The sequence below is a fragment of the Pseudomonas sp. MWU12-3103b genome, assembly GCF_023100615.1.
GTDB classification, from domain to species: Bacteria; Pseudomonadota; Gammaproteobacteria; order Pseudomonadales; family Pseudomonadaceae; genus Aquipseudomonas; species Aquipseudomonas putida_A.
Genome location: NZ_JALMEY010000014.1, coordinates 67,101 through 81,183, shown reverse-complemented (window position 1 = coordinate 81,183; position 14,083 = coordinate 67,101). Strand labels below are relative to the sequence as shown.

Here is a 14,083-nt window from a genome sequence, read left to right as displayed (position 1 = left end):
GAAACAAATTCAGTGGACACGTCCCTGTGTCCGCATGCAGCAATCAGCCCGGAACGCGACGGATCTTGGCGCCCAGCATCTGCAGTTTTTCTTCGATGCACTCGTAACCACGGTCTATGTGGTAGATGCGATCGATCAGGGTGTCGCCTTCGGCCACCAGTGCCGAGATCACCAGGCTGGCCGAAGCACGCAGGTCGGTGGCCATCACTGGCGCGCCCTTCAGGACTTCAGTACCGGTGACGATCGCGGTGTTGCCTTCGACCTGGATCCTGGCGCCCATGCGGTGCAGTTCGTACACGTGCATGAAACGGTTTTCGAAGATCGTCTCGATCACTGCACCGGTGCCTTCGGCAATGGCGTTGAGCGAGATGAACTGCGCCTGCATGTCGGTCGGGAACGCCGGGTACGGCGCGGTACGCACGTTGACCGCTTTCGGGCGCTTGCCGTGCATGTTCAGCTCGATCCAGTCTTCACCGCAGGTGATTTCCGCACCGGACTCACGGAGCTTTTCCAGGACCGCTTCAAGAATGGTCGGATCAGTGTCCTTGACCTTCACACGGCCACCGGTGACCGCAGCGGCCACCAGGTAGGTGCCGGTTTCGATACGGTCAGGCATGACTTTGTAGAAGCACGAACCCAGACGCTCGACGCCATCGATGGTGATGGTGTCGGTGCCGGCGCCGGAAACCTTGGCGCCCATGGCGTTGAGGAAGTTCGCCAGGTCAACCACTTCAGGCTCACGCGCAGCGTTCTGCAGCACGCTGCGACCCTTGGCCAGGGCGGCTGCCATCATGATGTTTTCGGTACCGGTCACGCTGACGGTATCGAAGAAGAAGTGCGCACCGCGCAGACCGCCTTCAGGCGCCTTGGCCTTGATGTAGCCGCCTTCGACGTCGATCACCGCGCCCATGGCTTCGAGGCCACGAATGTGCAGGTCGACCGGACGCGAACCGATGGCGCAACCGCCAGGCAGGGCGACTTCGGCTTCACCGAAACGCGCAACCATCGGGCCCAGTACCAGAATCGAGGCACGCATGGTTTTCACCAGTTCGTACGGCGCGATCAGGGTCTTGATGGTGCGTGGGTCGATTTCGACGCTGAGCTTCTCGTCGATCACCGGCTCGATGCCCATGCGACCGAACAGCTCGATCATGGTGGTAATGTCGTGCAGGTGCGGCAGGTTGCCAACGGTCACCGGGCCATCGCACAGCAGGGTGGCAGCCAGAATCGGCAGGGCGGAGTTCTTCGCCCCGGAGATACGGATTTCGCCATCAAGACGAACGCCACCGGTAATAATCAATTTATCCATAAGAATCTCGACGCCCTAGGGCTCAGGTGCGCTCGGCCCAGGCCGCGCTGCTGAAAAATTTCATAGTGACCGCGTGGATGCTGCCATCGGCGATCCAAGGGTTCAAATGGGCATAGATGCTTTGCTGACGCTTGACCGGGCTCAACGCCGCCAGTTCATCACTAATCACGTTCAGCTGGAAGTTGCAGCCTTCGCCTTCAACTTCCACCTGCGTTCCTGGCAGCTTTCCTTCAAGGAAGCTCTTCACTTCTACGGCCTGCATGCTCAACCTCAATCGGCGCCCTGTGCGCACGGGTCGGACATCATACAAAAAAGCCCCGCGCCTGCGAACCCCGCATTGGCAGGACTCTGACGGGGGGCTTGTTTATCGATGCGGGTTCAGGGGTGCGCCAGCAACTCGGTCAGTTCACTGACCTGAGCGATTTCGCGCATGTCTTCCGGCATCGCACGGATGCTGACGGCCTTGCCGGCCGCCTGGGCATCGCGCATGAAGCACAGCAGCAAGGACAAGCCGACGCTGCTGGACTTCTTCACTGCCGAGCAATCGATGACCAGCGCTGCCGCCTTGCTGGACTTGATCAGCGCCTGGCCTTCCTTGCGCAGGTCGGGACCTGTGCGATAGTCCAGCACTCCGCTGAGCAATAGCTCGTCGACATCACTCATACGAACTGCCGCCTCATTCATTGCGCTGGCTTCGCGGCAGCTTTGTCGGTTTCTTCCTTGGCTTTGGCGACTTCACCGGCCCAACCATTGATGGTCTTGTCCAGATCGTTGCCATTGCGCTGCATCGCGTCGGCGAACTGATCACGGAACAGCTTGCCGATGTTGATGCCGTTGATGATCACGTTGCGCAGTTTCCACTCGCCGTTGATCTTCTCCAGCGTGTACTGCACAGGGTAGATCGCGCCGTTGTTGCCCTTGACGGTCATGCCGACGCTGGTGCGATCGCCGGACTCATCCTTGGCAGGATCAACCGTGATGCCCTGGTTGTTGTACTCGAGCAAAGCGTTGCCATAGAACTGGAACAGACCGCGCTTGAAGTTCTCCTGGAAAGTCTGCATCTGCGCGGGCGTGGCCTTGCGCGAATACTTGACCGTCATGATGCTCTTGGAAATGCCTTCGGCATCCACCACAGGTCCGACGATGGTGTTCAGCGCCGTGTAGAAGTCCTGCGGATCCTTCTTGTACTTCTCTTTATTGGCCGACAGGTCGGCCAGCATCCGGTTCGTGGTGTCCTGAATCAGGTCGTGCGCCGACTGTCCGGGCGCAGCGTTAGCCAGCATCGGCAGTGCCGCGAGCAACACCAACAGGCCACGTCGCAAGGTAGAGATCATTCAAAAGCTCCTCATTTGGCGTCTTTGCTAACGGTATTGAGCAGGAATTTACCGATCAGGTCTTCCAGTACCAGAGACGACTGCGTGTCGTGGATGGTTCCACCATCCTTCAGACGGGTGTCTTCGCCGCCCACACTGATACCGATGTACTTCTCGCCCAACAGGCCAGCGGTCAGGATAGACGCTGTGGAGTCGGTCGGCAGGTTGTCGACCTTTTTATCCACTTGCAGGGTTACCCGCCCGGTGAAGCTGTCGCGATCCAGATCGATGGCAGTGACCTTGCCGATGGTCACACCGGCCATGGTCACTTTGGCTCTGACCGTCAAACCGGCGATATTGTCGAAGTAGGCATACAGTTTATAGGTGTCGGTGGTCGAAGTCGGAGACAGGCCACTGACCCGCAGAGCAAGCAGCAACAAAGCCAGGATCCCTGCCAGCAGGAACAGGCCGACACCGATTTCCAGGGTGCGGTTTTGCATCAGAAATCTCCAAACATCAAAGCGGTCAGAATAAAGTCCAGGCCCAGTACCGCCAGCGAGGCGAATACCACGGTCTTGGTGGTGGCGCGACTGATGCCCTCGGAAGTGGGCTCACAGTCGTAGCCTTGGAAAACGGCGATCCAGGTCACGACGAAGGCGAAAACGACACTTTTGATGACGCCGTTGAGCACATCGCTGGTGAAGTTCACGCTGTTCTGCATGTTCGCCCAGTAGGAGCCTTCATACACGCCAAGCCAGTCGACAGCCACCCACGAACCGCCCCAGATTCCCACCACGCTGAAAATCATCGCCAGCACCGGCAGGGAAATGAAACCGGCCCACAGACGCGGGGCAATAATGTATTTGAGCGGATCGACACCGATCATTTCCAGGCTGGAAAGCTGTTCGGTGGACTTCATGTTGCCAATTTCTGCGGTCAGCGCCGAACCGGCACGCCCGGCAAACAGCAACGCCGTCACGACTGGCCCCAGTTCACGCAGCAACGTCAGGGCGACCATCTGCCCCACGGCCTGCTCCGAACCGTAGCTCGACAGAATACTGAAGCCCTGCAGCGCCAGCACCATGCCGATGAAAATCCCCGACACGACGATGATCACCAGCGACATCACACCGACCGAATGCAGCTGCTTGACCAGCAGGCCGAAACCGCCGCTGATGCCGCCACGACCGAGCAGGGCGTGAAACAGGAACAGGGTCGCGCGGCCAAACACCGCGACGGCGTCGATCGCCGCCTCGCCGAACCGGCGTACGCGTTCTATTAATGAAATTCTGCGCATCAGCGCTTCCCCAGAAGATCTGCGCGGTAATCCGTCGCTGGAAAATGATACGGCACCGGGCCATCGGGGTTGCCGGTCATGAACTGGCGAATACGCGGTTCATCCGAATTCATCAATTCGTCCGGCGTGCCCTGCCCCAGCACCTGACCATCACCCACTACATAGATGTAGTCAGCGATGCTCGCGGTTTCGGCCAGATCGTGGGAGACCACGATGCTGGTGATCCCCAGCGCATCGTTGAGCAGACGGATCAGGCGTACCAGCACGCCCATGGCGATCGGATCCTGACCGACGAAAGGCTCGTCATACATGAGAATCTGCGGATCGAGCGCAATCGCCCGGGCCAGGGCGACCCGACGCTTCATGCCGCCGGACAGCTCGTCGGGCATCAGCTCGATGGCACCGCGCAAACCGACCGCCTGCAATTTGAGCAGGACGATGTCGCGGATCATTTCATCCGGCAATTGCGTATGAACGCGCAGGGGGAAGGCGACGTTCTCGAAGACATCGAGATCGGTGAACAGCGCGCCGCTCTGAAACAGCACACCCATGTGCTTGCGCGCATCGAACAGATCACTGCGCGACAGCGTCGGCAGGTTCTGGCCGTTGACCCAGACTTCGCCGCTGGATGGACGCAACTGCGCACCCATCAGGCGCAACAAAGTGGTCTTGCCGCACCCGGAAGGTCCCATGATGCCGGTAACCTTGCCACGCGGGATGCGAATATCGACGTTATTGAAAATGCTGCGCGCACCGCGCTTGAAGGAGACTCCCTTCAGCTCGACCGCGTAGGCGTTATCGGCACTCATCTAAACTCCTTGCGATGCAGCCTCTCACTCGGACGCCTGGCTTTCCGCAGAAAGCACAAACCTCCCGGGCAGGCCGAACTGGCGGCGAACTATATCACTGCAAAGGCCAAGCGCCCAAGGCCCATGCCCCCCTGTGTTCAGCGATATGACAGGCGCGGCCGCGCTTTTTCAAGGTTTTGGTTACGAGGAATGACAAAGCACGACGAACTTGCGTGAGGCTTTTCAACATAACCGCTATAATCGCCGCCTTTTCATCGGGCTATACGATTTCTGACATGAGCCAATCCAGCGACCTGATTCAATCGGCACAACGCACCATTCGCCTCGAAGTGGAAGCCGTACAAGGCTTGTTGCCCCATATCGACGCCGATTTCGTACGCGCTTGCGAGATGATTCTGGCCAGCAAAGGCCGTGTGGTCGTGGTCGGCATGGGCAAATCCGGGCACGTCGGCAACAAGATTGCCGCGACCCTGGCCAGCACCGGCACCCCGGCATTTTTCGTCCACCCGGCCGAAGCCAGCCATGGCGACATGGGCATGATCACCCGCGACGACGTGATCCTCGCCCTCTCCAACTCCGGCTCGACCAACGAAATCGTCACCCTGCTGCCACTGATCAAGCGCCTCGGCATCCAGTTGATCAGCCTCACCGGCAATCCGCAGTCGCCGCTGGCCAAAGCTGCCGAAGTCAATCTCAACGTTCATGTCGAACACGAAGCCTGCCCGCTGAACCTGGCACCGACTTCCTCGACCACCGCCGCGCTGGTCATGGGCGATGCCCTGGCCGTGGCGCTGCTGGAAGCGCGTGGTTTCACCGCCGAAGATTTTGCCTTTTCACACCCGGGCGGCGCTCTGGGTCGACGCCTGCTGCTGAAAGTGGAAAACGTCATGCATGCCGGGCAAGAGCTGCCGCAAGTGCAGCGCGGCACCCTGCTCAAGGACGCGCTCATGGAAATGACCCGCAAGGGTCTGGGCATGACCGCGATCGTTGAAGCCGATGGCAAACTGGCCGGAATCTTCACCGACGGCGATTTGCGCCGCACGCTGGACCGCAGCATCGACATCCGCAGCGCCACCATCGACCAGGTCATGACCGCACACGGCAAGACCGCACGGCCCGAGATGCTCGCCGCCGAAGCCCTGAAAATCATGGAAGACCACCGAATCAACGCACTGGTTGTCGTGGACGAAGAAGATCGCCCGATCGGCGCCTTCAACCTCTCCGATCTGCTGCGTGCAGGAGTGATGTAATGACCACCGATCTGCTGCAACGCGGCAAAGCGATCAAACTGGCGGTGTTCGACGTCGACGGCGTCCTCACCGACGGGCGCCTGTACTTCCTTGAAGACGGCAGCGAATTCAAGACCTTCAACACCCTCGACGGCCAGGGCATCAAGATGCTGATGAATGCCGGTGTCGAGACTGCCATCATCAGTGGCCGCAAGACGCCGGTGGTTGAACGCCGGGCGAAGAACCTCGGTATCCCGCACCTGTTTCAGGGTCGCGAAGACAAATTGGTGGTTCTGGACGGCCTGCTTGCGCAACTGGGCCTAAGCTATGAACAGGTCGCCTACCTCGGTGACGACCTGCCTGACCTGCCGGTGATCCGCCGCGTAGGCCTGGGCATGGCCGTTGCCAATGCTGCCGATTTCGTGCGCGAACACGCCCATGGCGTCACTCGGGCCCGTGGTGGCGAAGGTGCCGCCCGTGAATTCTGCGAATTGATCCTGCGCGCCCAGGGCCGCCTTGATGCGGCCAACGCCGCGTACCTGTGAGCCAAATCATGTTTAGCAAAAAATTTCGCAACTTCCTGCTGTTCGGCTGCATCGCTGCGATGTTTGCGGCGGTCGGCTACTGGAACATCAGTCCGGAACGTTTCCTCGACAAGCCTGTGGCCAAGGTCGAAGACACTGCCATCGACTGGTACGCCACCAATACGCATACCCTGCAATACCTGCCGGACGGCAAAGTGCAGTACGAAATGACGTCGGACAAGGCCGAACACCTGAAAGCGACGGATGTGACCCTGGTTACCAAACCCGACCTCAACATGTATCGCGGCACCGAGTTTCCGTGGCACGTGACCAGCGAGCGCGGTGAAGTGAATCCGGACGGAACGCAGGTAGAATTGATCGACTCGGTACGCATCAAGCGCACCGATGAAAAGAAACGCGACACCCTGATCACCAGCACACGCATGACGGTGTTCCCTCAGCAGCAATATGCGCAGACCGAGCAACCCGTTAGAATCGACGGCGCTGGCGGTGTATCGACTGGCGTGGGAATGAAGGCGTATTTGAAGGAAAGCAGGATACACCTGCAATCGAACGTAAGAGGACAGTATGAGGCTCGTTAAAACCCTCCCTATTTTGCTCAGTCTGGGCGCAGCACTGGGAAGCGTGAGCGCCTGGGCTCTGCCGAACGATCAGCAGCAACCTATCCGCATTCAGGCCGACGACGCCCAGCTGGACGACAAGAACGGCATCGCCACCTATAAAGGTGATGTGATCATCACCCAGGGCTCGATGATCGTTAAGGGCAATACGGTGACCATCACCCGTACTCCGACCGGCGATATCGACGTGGTGACCTCGGTGGGCAACCTTGCCTACTTCGAGCAACTGCAAACCCAGGGTGACGCCAAGCCTGTTCAGGGCTGGGGCGTGACGATTCAGTACCACGCCGCGCAAAACCGCGTCGTGCTGATCGACAAGGCCAAGGTTGTCGACAAGGACAACAACACCACTCAGGGCGAGAAAATCGTCTATGACACGGTGAAGAAACTGGCCAGTGCCGGTCGCGCTACCGGCAGCAAAGTCACCGAAGCGCGTCCGCGTATCGACATGGTGATCCAGCCGAAGAAGAAAACCGACGAGAAAACCCAGTAATGGCAACTCTGAAAGCTCAACACCTGGCCAAGGCCTATAAAAGCCGCCAGGTTGTGCGCGACGTCAGCCTGTCGATCGACAGCGGCCAGATCGTTGGCCTGCTCGGCCCGAACGGTGCCGGCAAGACCACCTGTTTCTACATGATCGTCGGTCTGGTGCAGGCCGATCAGGGTCGCGTGCTGATCGATGATCTGGACGTCAGCCATCAGCCGATGCACGGCCGTGCCAAGGCCGGTATCGGCTATCTGCCGCAAGAAGCGTCGATCTTCCGCAAATTGTCGGTGGCCGATAACATCATGGCCATCCTCGAAACCCGCACGGAACTCGACAAGGCTGGTCGTCGCAAGGAACTGGAAAGCCTGCTGCAGGAATTCCACATCAGCCACATCCGCGACAACCTCGGCATGAGCCTGTCCGGTGGTGAACGCCGCCGGGTGGAAATCGCCCGCGCCCTGGCGACCGCACCGAAATTCATCCTGCTCGACGAACCGTTCGCCGGTGTCGACCCGATTTCGGTCGGCGACATCAAGCAGATCATCCATCACCTCAAGGCCAAGGGCATCGGTGTTCTTATCACCGACCACAACGTGCGTGAGACCCTGGATATCTGCGAAACCGCCTACATCGTCAACGACGGTCAACTGATCGCCGAAGGCGATGCTGCGACCATCCTTGCCAACGATCTGGTGAAGGAAGTGTATCTGGGCCACGAGTTCCGCCTGTAAGCACCAAGGCACTTGGCCAGCCTCCGGGTGCTGTATCGATGAAGCAGGCTTTTATACGCTTTTATTGTTACAGCGCTCTAGGCAAACACGACAGTTTCAGGCATATAATTTGCTTAAGTTTGGCGCTCCGGCGCCCTGTAGTGGATGGCGCATGCGCGCCGGCGAATAAGGTGTTAAGCCCCTGCCATGAAACCATCGCTAGTCTTGAGAATGGGCCAGCAGCTGACGATGACACCGCAGCTGCAACAGGCCATCCGCCTGCTCCAATTGTCGACCCTGGACCTGCAACAGGAAATCCAGGAGGCCCTGGAATCCAATCCGATGCTCGAACGCCAGGAAGAAGGCGACGACTTCGACAATACCGATCCTTTGGCCGACAACGCCGAACAAAAACCCAACACCGACATTCAGGAACCGTCCTATCAGGAAGCCGCCCCGACGGTGGACAATCTGGAAGATGGCGAATGGAACGAGCGCATTCCTAACGAACTGCCCGTTGATACCGCCTGGGAAGACGTCTACCAGACCAGCGCCAGCAGCCTGCCCAGCAGCGATGACGACGAGTGGGACTTCACCACCCGCACGTCCGCTGGCGAAAGCCTGCAAAGCCATCTGCTGTGGCAATTGAACCTGGCGCCGATGTCCGACACCGACCGCCTGATCGCCGTGACCCTGATCGATTGCATCAACAATCAGGGCTACCTGGACGAAACCCTCGAAGAAATTCTCGACGCCTTTGATCCGGAGCTCGACATCGAGCTGGACGAGATCGAAGCCGTTCTGCACCGCATTCAGCAGTTCGAACCGGCCGGTATCGGCGCGCGCAACCTCGGCGAATGCCTGCTGCTGCAACTGCGTCAGCTCCCGGCCAAGACCCCGTGGCTCAACGAAGCCAAACGTCTGGTCAGCGATTACATCGATCTGCTCGGCAGTCGCGACTACAGCCAGTTGATGCGGCGTATGAAGCTCAAGGAAGACGAGTTGCGTCAGGTCATCGAACTGGTGCAAAGCCTCAATCCGCGTCCGGGCTCGCAGATCGAATCGACCGAAGCCGAGTACGTGGTGCCCGACGTCATTGTGCGCAAGGATAACGAACGCTGGCTGGTCGAGCTGAATCAGGAGTCAGTGCCCCGTCTGCGGGTCAACGCGCAGTACGCCGGTTTCGTCCGTCGCGCCGACACCAGCGCCGACAACACCTTCATGCGCAACCAGTTGCAAGAGGCACGCTGGTTCATCAAGAGCCTGCAAAGCCGCAACGAAACCCTGATGAAGGTGGCCACGCAGATCGTCGAGCATCAGCGCGGCTTCCTGGAGTATGGCGATGAAGCCATGAAGCCGTTGGTCCTGCATGACATCGCCGAGGCGGTCGGCATGCACGAATCGACGATTTCCCGGGTCACCACGCAGAAATTCATGCATACCCCGCGCGGTATTTATGAACTGAAATACTTTTTCTCCAGCCACGTCAGCACCTCCGAAGGCGGTGAATGCTCGTCGACGGCGATCCGCGCGATCATCAAAAAACTGGTTGCAGCGGAAAATCAGAAAAAGCCGTTGAGTGACAGCAAGATCGCTGGTTTACTGGAGGCACAAGGCATTCAGGTGGCTCGCCGCACCGTCGCCAAGTACCGCGAATCCCTCGGGATCGCGCCTTCGAGCGAACGCAAGCGGTTGATGTAAGCCACGTTACAGCGTTCCAGTGGCAGGCTCTTCGGCCTGCCGCTTTATGCACTGGCAACGAAGGAGAAGCTGTATGCAAGTCAACATCAGTGGACACCAACTGGAAGTGACCGAACCTCTGCGCACCTACATCAACGAGAAACTCGAACGATTGGAGCGCCATTTCGACAAGATCACCAACGTGCAAGTCACGATGTGCGTCGAAAAGCTCAAGCAGAAAATCGAAGCCACCTTGCATATACCCGGCAGCGAAGTGGTCGCTAACGCAGAAGATACTGACATGTACGCTGCGATCGACTCACTGACCGACAAGCTGGATCGCCAACTCAAAAAGCATAAGGAAAAGACCCAGAGCCTCCTTCAGGGCGCGACAGGTCGTTAACACTCCCAACCCATGATCCGACTTGAAAGTATCCTGACCCCCGGCCGTTCCCTGGTGAACGTGCCGGGCGGCAGTAAAAAGAAAGCCCTCGAACAGATTGCCAACCTCATCCATAAAGAAGTGCCGGATCTGGCCATGCAGGATGTTTTCGAGAGCCTGGTAGCCCGTGAGAAACTCGGATCCACCGGTTTCGGCAACGGCATCGCCATTCCCCACTGTCGCCTCAAAGGCTGCGAAGCGCCTATCAGCGCGTTGATGCACCTTGATGCCCCCATCGATTTCGATGCCATCGACGGCGCACCGGTCGACCTGCTGTTTGTACTGCTGGTCCCGGAAGCGGCCACCGATGCCCACCTGGAATTACTGCGCCAGATCGCCAGCATGCTCGATCGCAAGGAAGTGCGTGAAAAACTGCGCAGCGCACCGAGCAACGAAGCCTTGTATCAGGTCGTCCTGAGCGAGCAGAACGGTCATTAATCATGCGCTTGATCATCGTCAGCGGCCGCTCCGGCTCGGGTAAAAGTACCGCCCTGAATGTCCTTGAGGACAACGGCTACTACTGCATCGACAACCTGCCGGCCGGTCTGCTGCCGGAACTCGCCGAACGCGCCCTGATTCACACCGAACTGGCCCAGCCGCTGGTGGCCGTGTCGATCGATGCACGCAATCTGCCGAGCCACCTGTCGCGTTTCCCCGAACTGCTTGAAGAAGTCCGTGCCCGGCACATCCAGTGCGATGTGCTGTATCTGGATGCCGACGAAGAAACCCTGCTCAAGCGCTTCTCGGAAACCCGCCGGCGCCATCCATTGAGCACTGCCAACCGCTCGCTGGCCGAAGCGATCGAAGATGAAACCGCCCTGCTCGGCCCGATCGCCGACCTGGCCGACCTCAAGGTCAACACCACCAATCTGAATCTGTACCAGTTGCGTGACACCATCAAGCTGCGACTGCTGAACCAGCCGGAACCGGGCACGGCGTTTCTGGTCGAGTCGTTCGGCTTCAAGCGCGGCATGCCGGTGGACGCGGATCTGGTGTTCGATGTGCGCTGCCTGCCCAATCCTTACTGGAAACCGGAACTGCGTGCACAATCGGGTCTCGACGCACCGGTCGCCGAGTACCTGGCTGCACAACCGGAGGTTGAGGAGATGTTTCAAGACATCTACGGCTACCTGTACAAATGGCTGCCACGCTTTGCCGCGAGTAATCGCGCCTATGTCACCATTGCCATTGGCTGCACCGGCGGGCATCACCGCTCCGTTTACCTGACCGAACGTCTGGGTCAGGCCCTGCAGAAAACCCTGAAGAACGTCCAGGTTCGCCACCGCGACCTCACTTAAAGGATTCACACCGCGATGCCTGCTCTGGAAATCGAAATCATCAATAAACTGGGCCTGCACGCCCGAGCGTCGGCCAAGTTCGTCGGGGTGGCGGGCCAGTTCCCGGATTGCACGATCAGAGTGGGTCGCACGCCAGAAACCACAGTGGATGGCAAAAGCATCATGGCGATGATGATGCTCGCCGCCGGCAAGGGTACGAAGATCTATCTGAGCACCGAAGGCCATCAGGAACAAGAAGCGCTGGATGCGCTGGTGGCGTTGATCAACAACTACTTCGATGAGGGTGGTTGATCGTTTAAAGATCAAAAGATCAAAAGATCGCAGGCGGCGATCTTTTGATATTCAACCCAACGCCGTATCCATCACCATCATCAGACAAAACCCGATCAGCAAGCCAAGACTGGCCAGCTTGTCATGACCATTGCGGCGCGATTCTGGAATGACTTCGTGCGTCACCACCAGCAACATCGCCCCCGCTGCCAGCGCCAGCCCCAACGGCAATAACAGCTCCGCAAGACTGACCAGCCAGGCACAGAGCAGTGCAAACACCGGTTCGACCAACCCTGAAGCCGCACCGATCAAGAACGCCCTGACCCGCGACATTCCCGCCCCCGCCAGTACCAGCGCAATCACCAATCCCTCTGGCACATCCTGCAAGGCGATGCCCATCGCCAGACTGTCGGCATCCGGCATGCCGCCGCCAGCGGACACCCCCACCGCCATGCCTTCCGGGATGTTGTGAGCAATGATGGCGAAGACGAACAGCCAGATGCGCGGCGGAATCACTGGGTGTTCCAGGGTGCCGACAAGCATTTCCGGTGAGGCGCCGGACAGTTTCAGATCCACCAGATACAAACCGAATGCACCGAGCATGATGCCGAAGCAAATCAGCACGCTGGCGGCCAACGGTGTCAGGCCCAGACTTTCGGCAGCAGCGATGCCCGGCACGATCAGCGAAAACGCGGTCGCCGCCAGCATCACCCCGGCGCCGAAACCCAGTAGCGTATCGCTGAGCCTCTGCGGCATACGCCGGATCACCAGCACCGGCACCGCGCCGAGCGCCGTGCCGAGGGCGCAGATCGCGCCGCCCTGCAATGCGCGTGACAATCGCGGCTGCAGATCCAGCCATTCCAGCCCGTGCACGGCCAGCAGGGTCATGCCCGCCAGCAGCAACAGCGACCCGACCGCGTAACGAAACATGCGCCCACCGCCAATCGCCAGTGTTTCAGTGCCCATAGTCAGCCCTGGATTGTTTTTATAGAAGACTTAAACCAGTGCAGCCTGGTACCGCGCAGCAACTTCCGGCCAGTTGATCACGTTGTAGAACGCGTTGATGTATTCCGGGCGACGGTTCTGATAACGCAGGTAATAGGCGTGTTCCCAGACGTCCAGACCGAGAATCGGCGTGTTGCCGTTCATCAACGGGCTGTCCTGATTGCCGCTACTTTCCACGACCAGTTTTTTCTCCGGGGTCACGCTGAGCCAGGCCCAGCCGCTGCCGAAACGGGTCAACGCGGCTTTGGTGAAGGCTTCCTTGAAGCTGTCGAGGCCGCCCAGTTGCGCCTCGATGGCCTTGGCCAGCGCGCCGTCCGGCTTGCCACCGCCGTTGGGCACCATGACTTCCCAGAACAGCGAATGGTTGGCATGCCCGCCACCCTGATTGATCACCGCCGCGCGGAGTTTTTCCGGCAACTGCTGAACGCTGGCGACCAGTTTTTCCACCGGCCATTCGGCGTACTCAGTGCCTTCGACGGCGGCATTGAGGTTGTTGATGTAGGTCTGGTGGTGCTTGGTGTAGTGGATCTCCATGGTTTGCGCATCGATGTGCGGTTCCAGGGCATCGTAGGCGTAAGGCAAGGCAGGCAAGGTAAAAGCCATTTCAGTGGACTCCATGGTGATGTGAGACTGAGGCGCGGCGTGCATTGCCGGTGTCCGGGTGCAGCAGGCGCTGGGTGCGCGGGTATTCGCCGTGTTCGCTGATGAAATTCAGCAGTTCGACGTAGGTCTTGCTGCTCTGGCGCAACGCCGCTTCACGCAGGGCCGGGCGCAGGCGCTCGTCCTGCATGGTCTGCAACAGCCGTTGATGAATCGCGCAGAGGTACTCGGCGCTCTCCTCCGGTTGATTCAGGCGCAGGTGCAGATCCGCCAGGTTGTGGTGGGAGACGACGCAGGCCGCCACCGCTTCGTCGGCATCGGCCCAGCGCTCGAACAGCACTTGCGCCAGGGCCAGGGCTTGCAGATAAGCTTCACGGGCATCAATCAGCTCGCCCAACATGAAGCAGCGATTGGCCCGTTCGATCGTGCGTTTCCAGTGCTCCATGGTGAGCCTCCAAAGCGGTTGCGG

General features: G+C 59.3%; 20 protein-coding genes. 10 read left to right on the top strand and 10 right to left on the bottom strand.

Features of this window, described 5'->3' with window-relative positions:
• Positions 1-43: 43 nt before the first annotated feature.
• From murA to M0808_RS20950, 7 genes are all read right to left on the bottom strand, one after another.
• Positions 44-1,309, bottom strand: a complete 1,266-nt coding sequence (murA, locus tag M0808_RS20980) for a UDP-N-acetylglucosamine 1-carboxyvinyltransferase (RefSeq protein ID WP_027610854.1) — start codon at positions 1,307-1,309, stop codon at positions 44-46.
• Positions 1,310-1,331: 22 nt separating this feature from the next.
• On the bottom strand, positions 1,332-1,571 hold the full coding sequence (locus M0808_RS20975; protein WP_007953556.1) for a BolA family protein: 240 nt from the start codon (positions 1,569-1,571) through the stop codon (positions 1,332-1,334).
• Positions 1,572-1,687: 116 nt separating this feature from the next.
• Positions 1,688-1,993 carry an STAS domain-containing protein gene (locus tag M0808_RS20970; protein ID WP_025109450.1) on the bottom strand — a complete coding sequence of 102 codons (306 nt, stop codon included), beginning with the start codon at positions 1,991-1,993 and terminating at the stop codon, positions 1,688-1,690.
• Positions 1,990-2,643, bottom strand: coding sequence for an ABC transporter substrate-binding protein (locus tag M0808_RS20965; protein WP_202370168.1), 654 nt, complete (start codon positions 2,641-2,643; stop codon positions 1,990-1,992). Before M0808_RS20965 ends, M0808_RS20970 begins: the two co-directional genes overlap by 4 nt.
• 11 nt (positions 2,644-2,654) lie before the next feature.
• On the bottom strand, positions 2,655-3,122 hold the full coding sequence (gene mlaD, locus M0808_RS20960; protein WP_007967220.1) for an outer membrane lipid asymmetry maintenance protein MlaD: 468 nt from the start codon (positions 3,120-3,122) through the stop codon (positions 2,655-2,657).
• Positions 3,122-3,919, bottom strand: coding sequence for a lipid asymmetry maintenance ABC transporter permease subunit MlaE (gene mlaE, locus M0808_RS20955; RefSeq protein WP_027610851.1), 798 nt, complete (start codon positions 3,917-3,919; stop codon positions 3,122-3,124). Before mlaE ends, mlaD begins: the two co-directional genes overlap by 1 nt.
• A complete protein-coding gene (locus M0808_RS20950) occupies positions 3,919-4,728 on the bottom strand; it encodes an ATP-binding cassette domain-containing protein (protein ID WP_003221703.1) in 810 nt (269 codons plus the stop codon). Before M0808_RS20950 ends, mlaE begins: the two co-directional genes overlap by 1 nt.
• A 275-nt stretch (positions 4,729-5,003) precedes the next feature.
• Here M0808_RS20950 and M0808_RS20945 point away from each other — a divergent pair, with 275 nt between their 5' ends.
• The 10 genes from M0808_RS20945 (at position 5,004) to M0808_RS20900 (ending at position 12,030) form a co-directional block, all read left to right on the top strand.
• Complete coding sequence (locus tag M0808_RS20945; RefSeq protein ID WP_027610849.1) at positions 5,004-5,978, top strand: KpsF/GutQ family sugar-phosphate isomerase; 975 nt, start codon at positions 5,004-5,006, stop codon at positions 5,976-5,978.
• Entirely contained in the window at positions 5,978-6,502 is a 525-nt protein-coding gene (locus M0808_RS20940; RefSeq protein WP_007967216.1) for an HAD family hydrolase, read from the top strand. Before M0808_RS20945 ends, M0808_RS20940 begins: the two co-directional genes overlap by 1 nt.
• Positions 6,503-6,510: 8 nt before the next feature.
• Positions 6,511-7,083 carry an LPS export ABC transporter periplasmic protein LptC gene (lptC, locus tag M0808_RS20935; RefSeq protein ID WP_027610848.1) on the top strand — a complete coding sequence of 191 codons (573 nt, stop codon included), beginning with the start codon at positions 6,511-6,513 and terminating at the stop codon, positions 7,081-7,083.
• Positions 7,070-7,615 carry a lipopolysaccharide transport periplasmic protein LptA gene (gene lptA / locus M0808_RS20930; RefSeq protein WP_096795357.1) on the top strand — a complete coding sequence of 182 codons (546 nt, stop codon included), beginning with the start codon at positions 7,070-7,072 and terminating at the stop codon, positions 7,613-7,615. The genes lptC and lptA overlap by 14 nt, the downstream gene beginning before the upstream one ends.
• Positions 7,615-8,340, top strand: coding sequence for an LPS export ABC transporter ATP-binding protein (gene lptB, locus M0808_RS20925; protein WP_007967211.1), 726 nt, complete (start codon positions 7,615-7,617; stop codon positions 8,338-8,340). The genes lptA and lptB overlap by 1 nt, the downstream gene beginning before the upstream one ends.
• A gap of 186 nt (positions 8,341-8,526) precedes the next feature.
• On the top strand, positions 8,527-10,020 hold the full coding sequence (locus tag M0808_RS20920; protein ID WP_027610846.1) for an RNA polymerase factor sigma-54: 1,494 nt from the start codon (positions 8,527-8,529) through the stop codon (positions 10,018-10,020).
• A gap of 73 nt (positions 10,021-10,093) precedes the next feature.
• Positions 10,094-10,402 carry a ribosome-associated translation inhibitor RaiA gene (gene raiA / locus M0808_RS20915; RefSeq protein ID WP_025109458.1) on the top strand — a complete coding sequence of 103 codons (309 nt, stop codon included), beginning with the start codon at positions 10,094-10,096 and terminating at the stop codon, positions 10,400-10,402.
• A gap of 12 nt (positions 10,403-10,414) precedes the next feature.
• Positions 10,415-10,879 (top strand): PTS IIA-like nitrogen regulatory protein PtsN, encoded by a 465-nt coding sequence (gene ptsN / locus M0808_RS20910; protein WP_027610845.1) that lies wholly within the window; start codon positions 10,415-10,417, stop codon positions 10,877-10,879.
• A 2-nt stretch (positions 10,880-10,881) separates the two neighbouring features.
• The gene (gene rapZ, locus M0808_RS20905; protein WP_027610844.1) at positions 10,882-11,739 is read left to right on the top strand and encodes an RNase adapter RapZ; all 858 of its coding nucleotides are present in this window, start codon (positions 10,882-10,884) and stop codon (positions 11,737-11,739) included.
• A gap of 15 nt (positions 11,740-11,754) precedes the next feature.
• Positions 11,755-12,030: an HPr family phosphocarrier protein gene (locus M0808_RS20900; RefSeq protein ID WP_003221684.1), complete on the top strand. Its 276-nt coding sequence runs from the start codon at positions 11,755-11,757 to the stop codon at positions 12,028-12,030.
• A 51-nt stretch (positions 12,031-12,081) separates the two neighbouring features.
• Here the strand turns inward: M0808_RS20900 and M0808_RS20895 are convergent, their stop codons facing one another.
• Genes M0808_RS20895 through M0808_RS20885 form a run of 3 tightly spaced genes read right to left on the bottom strand, consistent with a single transcriptional unit; the run spans position 12,082 to position 14,059 of the window.
• Positions 12,082-12,975, bottom strand: coding sequence for a ZIP family metal transporter (locus tag M0808_RS20895; RefSeq protein WP_247842316.1), 894 nt, complete (start codon positions 12,973-12,975; stop codon positions 12,082-12,084).
• Positions 12,976-13,005: 30 nt separating this feature from the next.
• Entirely contained in the window at positions 13,006-13,617 is a 612-nt protein-coding gene (locus M0808_RS20890) for a superoxide dismutase (protein ID WP_115986705.1), read from the bottom strand.
• A gap of 1 nt (position 13,618) precedes the next feature.
• Positions 13,619-14,059 carry a hypothetical protein gene (locus M0808_RS20885; RefSeq protein WP_139053851.1) on the bottom strand — a complete coding sequence of 147 codons (441 nt, stop codon included), beginning with the start codon at positions 14,057-14,059 and terminating at the stop codon, positions 13,619-13,621.
• Between the last annotated feature and the right edge of the window lie 24 nt (positions 14,060-14,083).

Excerpts from the sequence above, each read along its gene's own strand:
- M0808_RS20895 (WP_247842316.1), bottom strand. The coding sequence starts at position 12,975 with ATGGGCACTGAAACACTGGCGATTGGCGGTGGGCGCATGTTTCGTTAC.
- murA (WP_027610854.1), bottom strand. The coding sequence starts at position 1,309 with ATGGATAAATTGATTATTACCGGTGGCGTTCGTCTTGATGGCGAAATC.
- lptB (WP_007967211.1), top strand. The coding sequence starts at position 7,615 with ATGGCAACTCTGAAAGCTCAACACCTGGCCAAGGCCTATAAAAGCCGC.
- M0808_RS20885 (WP_139053851.1), bottom strand. The coding sequence starts at position 14,059 with ATGGAGCACTGGAAACGCACGATCGAACGGGCCAATCGCTGCTTCATG.
- M0808_RS20890 (WP_115986705.1), bottom strand. The coding sequence starts at position 13,617 with ATGGCTTTTACCTTGCCTGCCTTGCCTTACGCCTACGATGCCCTGGAA.
- ptsN (WP_027610845.1), top strand. The coding sequence starts at position 10,415 with ATGATCCGACTTGAAAGTATCCTGACCCCCGGCCGTTCCCTGGTGAAC.
- M0808_RS20945 (WP_027610849.1), top strand. The coding sequence starts at position 5,004 with ATGAGCCAATCCAGCGACCTGATTCAATCGGCACAACGCACCATTCGC.
- raiA (WP_025109458.1), top strand. The coding sequence starts at position 10,094 with ATGCAAGTCAACATCAGTGGACACCAACTGGAAGTGACCGAACCTCTG.
- lptC (WP_027610848.1), top strand. The coding sequence starts at position 6,511 with ATGTTTAGCAAAAAATTTCGCAACTTCCTGCTGTTCGGCTGCATCGCT.
- M0808_RS20900 (WP_003221684.1), top strand. The coding sequence starts at position 11,755 with ATGCCTGCTCTGGAAATCGAAATCATCAATAAACTGGGCCTGCACGCC.
- lptA (WP_096795357.1), top strand. The coding sequence starts at position 7,070 with ATGAGGCTCGTTAAAACCCTCCCTATTTTGCTCAGTCTGGGCGCAGCA.
- mlaE (WP_027610851.1), bottom strand. The coding sequence starts at position 3,919 with ATGCGCAGAATTTCATTAATAGAACGCGTACGCCGGTTCGGCGAGGCG.
- mlaD (WP_007967220.1), bottom strand. The coding sequence starts at position 3,122 with ATGCAAAACCGCACCCTGGAAATCGGTGTCGGCCTGTTCCTGCTGGCA.
- M0808_RS20950 (WP_003221703.1), bottom strand. The coding sequence starts at position 4,728 with ATGAGTGCCGATAACGCCTACGCGGTCGAGCTGAAGGGAGTCTCCTTC.
- M0808_RS20940 (WP_007967216.1), top strand. The coding sequence starts at position 5,978 with ATGACCACCGATCTGCTGCAACGCGGCAAAGCGATCAAACTGGCGGTG.
- M0808_RS20975 (WP_007953556.1), bottom strand. The coding sequence starts at position 1,571 with ATGCAGGCCGTAGAAGTGAAGAGCTTCCTTGAAGGAAAGCTGCCAGGA.
- M0808_RS20920 (WP_027610846.1), top strand. The coding sequence starts at position 8,527 with ATGAAACCATCGCTAGTCTTGAGAATGGGCCAGCAGCTGACGATGACA.
- M0808_RS20965 (WP_202370168.1), bottom strand. The coding sequence starts at position 2,643 with ATGATCTCTACCTTGCGACGTGGCCTGTTGGTGTTGCTCGCGGCACTG.
- rapZ (WP_027610844.1), top strand. The coding sequence starts at position 10,882 with ATGCGCTTGATCATCGTCAGCGGCCGCTCCGGCTCGGGTAAAAGTACC.
- M0808_RS20970 (WP_025109450.1), bottom strand. The coding sequence starts at position 1,993 with ATGAATGAGGCGGCAGTTCGTATGAGTGATGTCGACGAGCTATTGCTC.